This is a genomic window from Methylobacterium sp. BTF04 (assembly GCF_010692745.1).
GTDB lineage: Bacteria > Pseudomonadota > Alphaproteobacteria > Rhizobiales > Beijerinckiaceae > Methylobacterium.
Map to the genome: position 1 here is coordinate 1 of NZ_JAAHTB010000085.1, position 6413 is coordinate 6413.

General features: G+C 58.0%; 3 protein-coding genes. All 3 read left to right on the plus strand.

What is annotated here, in order from left to right; genetic code table 11:
• The first annotated feature begins 160 nt into the window (after positions 1-160).
• The 3 genes from G3T14_RS22650 (at position 161) to G3T14_RS22660 (ending at position 6299) form a co-directional block, all read left to right on the plus strand.
• Positions 161-1852, plus strand: coding sequence for a HAMP domain-containing methyl-accepting chemotaxis protein (locus G3T14_RS22650; RefSeq protein ID WP_163644766.1), 1692 nt, complete (start codon positions 161-163; stop codon positions 1850-1852).
• Between the two features lie 411 nt (positions 1853-2263).
• Positions 2264-3502, plus strand: a complete 1239-nt coding sequence (locus G3T14_RS22655; protein WP_163644767.1) for an EAL domain-containing protein — start codon at positions 2264-2266, stop codon at positions 3500-3502.
• Between the two features lie 193 nt (positions 3503-3695).
• Positions 3696-6299 carry an EAL domain-containing protein gene (locus tag G3T14_RS22660; RefSeq protein ID WP_163644768.1) on the plus strand — a complete coding sequence of 868 codons (2604 nt, stop codon included), beginning with the start codon at positions 3696-3698 and terminating at the stop codon, positions 6297-6299.
• Positions 6300-6413 lie beyond the last annotated feature (114 nt).

Sequence of the window (6413 nt, forward strand, 5' to 3'; positions counted from 1 at the left end):
GGGTCTCCTCCCGCTGCCCCCGCTCTGGAAAACATAGAAACTGATAGATGGTCAGCCGGACAGACTCTAAGACTCGATCGGTATTACACAATTTCCATGAGTATTTTTCGTTAACAAAATTCATATATATCAAGCGATATTTTTCTATTGGATAACGATCATGCCGCTTAGCCTGAGCATTGGCACCAAGTTAGTGACCTCTTCGGCGATTGCTGGAGCACTGGTATGTGGAATGGTGTACAATCAGTGGCGCAGTAACGATCAAATCACTCAAGCGACGGAGGTCGTCATGAGCGAGCAGGCGATCCTCACTGGGATTTCTGGCGCACAGATCGCCCTCATGCGGATGGAAGTGGGCTTCAAAGACGTCGACCTCGCCCGCTCAGCCTCGGAAGCCGATGCGGTGGTCACTCGCCTGCGGACTGAGGCGCAGACTGCCTTGAAGGGGCTTGATCGCCCAATCATGCTCGCCAAGAAGCCCGACGTCTTGAAGGAGACCCAGGTCAATCTCGCGCGATACGCCGACGCAGTTGCAACCTTTGCGAAAGTCGGTCGCGCGGACCTGCGGGGTGAGGCTGTCAATGCAGCGTCCTTGAGTGCTATGCGTAAGTCCGCAGCTGACATTTCGACCGGTGCCGAGGAGACGATCGAGAAGGCTGTCAAGAACGCTAACCACTTTACAAACGAATCCACGACATCTGTCATGCAGCAGATCGAGGCGGCAACATCGCTGGGCTTGTTTGTCGGTGGAATGACTTTGCTGATCTTGGCAGGATCGGCAGTCTATCTTCTGTTCAACATCAAGCGCCCGCTGGCCTCCCTCGTGCGGGCTCTGCAGCGCATGGCCGAAGGTGACTTGACCGCCTTCATTGCCGAGGCTCGCCGTCGCGATGAGATCGGCGCGGTGGGGAAGGCTGTGGAGGCAATCAAGGTCAAGGCCGAGGAGAAAGCGGCCGAGGAAGGTGCGGCCAAACACGAAGCTAATCAGCTTGCGGCCCGTGAGCGGAGTATCGAAATGCAGGCGATGGCCAATACCTTCGAGACATCCGTCGGCAGCATCGTCACTGCGTTGTCGACCTCGACGTCGACCCTGCAGGTCACGGCCACGACCATGACCAGAACAGCCTCTGAGACCAGCAGCCAGTCGACAAACGTGGCAGCCGCCGCTGAAGAGGCAGCCACCAACGTCACGATGGTCGCCTCAGCCGCCGAAGAGCTCGGCGCTTCCGTCTCGGAGATCGGTAGGCAAGTAGATGGGTCTGCCACTCTCGCCACCGCTGCCGTGGCGCAGGCGACCGAAACGGCCTTGTTGGTTCAGGCTTTGAGCCATGGAGCCGCCAAGATCGGAGAAGTCGTCGGCCTGATCTCCGGCATCGCCAGCCAGACGAACCTGTTGGCCCTAAATGCGACGATCGAGGCGGCTAGAGCCGGCGAGGCAGGACGCGGCTTTGCCGTCGTCGCCACCGAGGTGAAGGAGCTGGCCTCTCAGACGGCGCGGGCCACCGAAGAAATCTCGCGTCAGATCGGCGAGATCCAAGCCGCGACGGGTCAGGCCGTCACCGCGATCAACGGGATCACCGCGCGGGTCCAGGAGATGAGCGTCGTCACGACGACCATTGCGGCCGCCGTCGAGGAGCAGGGTGCGGCAACGCAGGAGATCGTGCGCAACGTGGCCCAGGCCGCGAAAGGCACGAACCAAGTGACCTCGAACATCACCTGCGTGGCTGATGCAGCGGCTGGTACCGGTGCCGCGGCCCGTCAGGTTCTTGCCTCAGCCTCCGAGCTGTCGCGGCAATCCGAACATCTCAATGCCGAAGTGACACGCTTCCTTGCCATAGTGCGGGCTGCCTAAACGAACGCTCGACCTCAAAGACTGTGCATAGGGCTCGCCATCGTGGCGGGCCCTATGCGTTATCGCTTACGTCTACAACAAATACGCGCGCCTCATATGGCGATGAATATGCCACTACCATACTGAGGCATATCGAAAATTAATTTGGTCGTCCCAGATCTTATAAAAACTTTTTGATCGTTTATTTTTTCTAGAAACTCTATTTTTTTCGTGCTTCGCGATATCAGAAATAACTATATTAATAATAACATTTGATATTTATTTTCAATTATTATGTAATTTATTTATCAATTAACCAAAGAATAAGACAGAAAACTGAATATCTGAATTAAAAATTAAATTAACGAAAAATTATAATGACAATAGAACAATATACTACTCGATCAGCGCGCTTTCAAGTGAGACATGTACATGGGCCCGTCAAAAGGTGGTTTAGAGCCTATCGGCGCCTGGGCAAGTGCCGGCGGAGACGTGATCCAAGATGCGCTCGTAGCCATCCGGAACCATCTCGGCATGGAGGTGGCCTACTTCTCGGAGTTCATCGGCGGCAGGACGGTCTTCCGTCGTGTCGATGCTCCAGGTCTTGAGCACCTGATTAAGGTCGGAGACTCGCACGCCCTCGACGACGTCTATTGCAACCACATCCTCGCAGGCCGCTTGCCGGAGCTGATCGCTGATACATCACTGGTGGTACTGGCACGCGAGATGCCGATCACCGCAGCGGTGCCGATCGGCTCGCATATCAGCATCGCCATTCGGCTCCTCGACGGTACCCCGTTCGGGATGTTCTGTTGCCTGAGCCCACGGCCGATCCCGTCCCTGAACGAACGGGACCTAGCCACGATGCGGGTGTTCGCAGGTCTTGCGGCAAGACAAGTCAACGCCGGCCTTCAGCAGCGCCGTGATGCTCAGCAGATCCACGGCCGCATCACAGCCGTCATCGCGGCTGAGGAATACGACATCGTCTTACAACCCATCTTCGACCTGCAGAGTCGGACCGTGATCAGCTGCGAGGCCTTGTGCCGGTTCAGGGCGCTTCCCTACCGCTCGCCAGACAAGTGGTTCAAGGACGCAACCGATGCTGGTCTCGGATGCGAGCTGGAGCTGGCCGTGCTGAGGACCACCCTGGCTGTTTTCCCGCTGCTGCCTTGTTCCATATCGCTATCCGTCAACGCCTCGCCGGAGCTCGTGATCAGCGGACGATTGTCGGACCTCATCCCTGCTCAATACGCGGACCGCACGATCATCGAGATTACCGAACATGCCTCGGTGTCGAGCTACGCCGAACTGCACGCCCAACTTGCGCCCCTGAAGCAGCTTGGTGTGAAGGTGGCCGTCGATGACGCCGGTGCCGGGTATTCGGGTCTCCAGCACATCGTGCAGCTAGGCCCCGACATCATCAAGATGGACATGAGCCTGACGCGAGCCATCGACACGGATCCGGCCCGACGGGCTTTGGCCAGCGCGATGGTCTTCTACGCGCGCGAGATGGGCTCGCGCATCGTGGCCGAAGGCATCGAGACGACTGAAGAGCTAAGCACGCTCAAGCTCCTCGGTGCAGATCGCGGCCAGGGCTACCTTCTTGGCAAGCCCGGAAACATCGCGGCATTGGGCGCTGCCTGCACCGCAACCCACAGAGCGGCAGCGTAAACGCGTCTGCAAACAGTTGAGGTTCAGGTCCGCACACGACGATCCAACAAGACCGATTTCTGTGCTGACGCAATGACAAATGTCAGCCGTCAATCCGTTGCAGTCGGTCGAGGGTGAGCAAATTCTTCAAGGTATGGCCTCTATCCTTTTACAAAACCGGATCTCGGCAGAATAATGGGCATCAGGGAACGACATGCTGCCGCTTCCAGTGAACGAACCTGAGCGGCTGAAAGCCCTTCGTGACCTAGGGATCGTCGACACGCCCCGCGAGGCCTGCTTCGATGCGATCTGCAGCACCGCAGCAGCACTGTTTTCTGTTCCCGTATGTCTCGTCACGCTGGTGACTAGCGACCGACAATGGATCAAAGCATCGTGCGGGACCGAAGCTCAAGGTACTCCCCGCGATGTGGCCTTCTGCAGCCACACCATCCTGTCTGATGATGTGTTTGCAGTCGAGGATGCGACCCGCGATCCCCGGTTCCAGACGAACCCCTTGGTCACCGGCCCATCAGGGATTCGCTTCTATGCGGGCGTGCCGCTTAGTTTCGAGCCCGGCCTCAGGCTTGGTACGCTCTGCCTCATCGACACCAAGCCTCGGAGCTTCTCCAGCGAGCAGGTCGCCCAGCTCCAAGCTCTCGCGGAGGTAGTCACGGCTCTGCTGCGCTCACATGAGGCGAAGAATACAAGGGATCGAGCGTCAGCGGCCCTGTTGAATACGGGTACGGCTTTGCGCGACAGCGAAGCTCGCTACCACTCCCTTGCCGACGCTCTTCCCCAGATGGTTTGGGTCGTCTCGGCTAAAGACCGTATTACCACCTATAGAAATACTTGTTTTCGTGCCTATTACGGCGAGAATCAAGGCCGGCACAAGAGATCGAGCAGCCGTAACCATCCCGATGATATCGAGCGCATGCGACAGGCTTGGCATGAGGCTGTCGAGGGCGAGCACACCTTCGAGATCGAGGGCCGTCTTCGGCGTCATGATGGCCTTTATCGCTGGCACAGGATCGTCATGATCCCGATCCTCCACGAGGGGATCATCACGGAATGGCTAGGCACGGCCCTCGACATCGACCACATCCTATCGGCGCAGAAGGCGCTGGAGGAAACCACCGATCTGCTGCGTTTGGCCCAGGAAGCGGCTGAGGCCGGCGTCTGGGAGTGGGATTTACGCAGCGACGTCGTGCGACTCTCACCGATGAGCGCACGCATGCACAACCTGCCCTATGCTCCAGATCAGGCTGAGGTCGAGATTTCCGTGGAGGAGTGGAAGGCTCAAATCGTTTTGGATGATCAAGCCATAGTTTGGTTGATTGGAGAACATGCGCTTCAGCATCGCTCGACGTTCACCAGCGAGTTCCGGATCGTTCAACGCGATGCTGAAGGCGCCCCGCGCTGGATACAGTCGATCGGCCGCTTCGTATTCGACGAGAGCGGCGAACCAATCCGTTGCGTGGGCCTGGAGATCGACATTACCGCGCGCAAAGGCACTGAGCAGCGCATCGCCCATCTGGCAAGTCACGATATCTTGACAGGTTTACCTAATCGCGCCGTCTTCTACGCGACCTTGGAACGTCGGTTAATTGAGCTTCAACGCGACGGCGGTCGCGCGGCTGTTCTCTATCTCGACCTCGATCGTTTCAAGGCCGTCAACGATACTCTCGGGCATCTGGCCGGCGACAAGCTCTTACGTGAAGTCGGTCAGCGTCTCCGGATGATGGCACGTGACACTGATACGATCGCGCGCCTTGGGGGTGACGAGTTCGCGATCATCCTGAACGACCTCGACGAAACGCATGACGCAGGCACCATCGCTCAACACATCATCGACGCGATCGATCAACCAATCGATCTCGGCGGGCAGACAACAACGATCAGCGTTAGCATCGGCATCGCACTCGTGCCTGACCATGGAACTGACGCGGATGTCCTTCATTGTCGCGCTGATCTTGCCCTGTACCAAGCCAAGGCCGCCGATCGAAACACTTTCCGATTCTACACCGACGGCATGGATGCGGCCATCGAGAGTCGTAGCCGACTTGAGTTCGATATGCGCCAGGCCATACAGCATGGCGGCTTTGTCCTCAATTATCAGCCTGTAATTGATCTTAATACAGGGCGAGTGACTAGTTTCGAGGCTCTTCTGCGCTGGCCTCACGAAACCCGCGGGCTGGTCTCCCCGATCGAATTCATCCCGATCGCCGAGGACACTGGCCTCGTTGTCCCGCTTGGGGCATGGGTGCTGCGGCAAGCCTGCCGTGAGGCGGCTAGCTGGCCCAAAGACGTGAGGGTTGCCGTCAACGTCTCGGCCGTACAGTTCCAGCGACCGGGCCTGGAACAGAGCGTCATTTGTGCTCTGGCAGGCTCGGGGCTCGATGCGTGGCGGCTCGAACTGGAAATCACTGAAAGTATCCTGGTTCAGGATGGCGAGGCCGTAATTGCGTGCTTGCACCGGTTGCGAGCCATGGGCGTGCGCATCGCCCTCGACGACTTCGGTACGGGATATTCCTCTCTGAGCTATCTGCGACGCTTTCCGTTCGACAAGATCAAGATCGACCGCGCCTTCATCCGCGACATCGCTGATCCGGATACAGCAGCCATCGTCAGAGCAGTCGTGACCATCGGTGAGCGCCTGGGGACGGCAATCACGGCTGAGGGCGTCGAGACGGAAGACCAGCTTGCGCTCGTGTCCCAAGTAGGCTGCACTGAAGTTCAGGGCTTCCTGTTCAGCAAACCCTTGTCATCGACTGCGGCAATGCACTTACTCGAAGCCTGTAAGGCAAAAGTCGCCGCTTAATGCCCTCCACTACATGAATCACGCCTTGGTCAGGCGGCAGCTCTCCGTGCCAGCCATCCCTAGCCCGTCTTATTCATCAGGCTGTTGCGGACGGTGGGTTCTGGGCTGATGGCG

What these genes read in the sequence shown, in the direction of transcription:
- G3T14_RS22650 (WP_163644766.1), top strand. Translation starts at nt 161, where the DNA reads ATGCCGCTTAGCCTGAGCATTGGCACCAAGTTAGTGACCTCTTCGGCG.
- G3T14_RS22655 (WP_163644767.1), top strand. Translation starts at nt 2,264, where the DNA reads ATGGGCCCGTCAAAAGGTGGTTTAGAGCCTATCGGCGCCTGGGCAAGT.
- G3T14_RS22660 (WP_163644768.1), top strand. Translation starts at nt 3,696, where the DNA reads ATGCTGCCGCTTCCAGTGAACGAACCTGAGCGGCTGAAAGCCCTTCGT.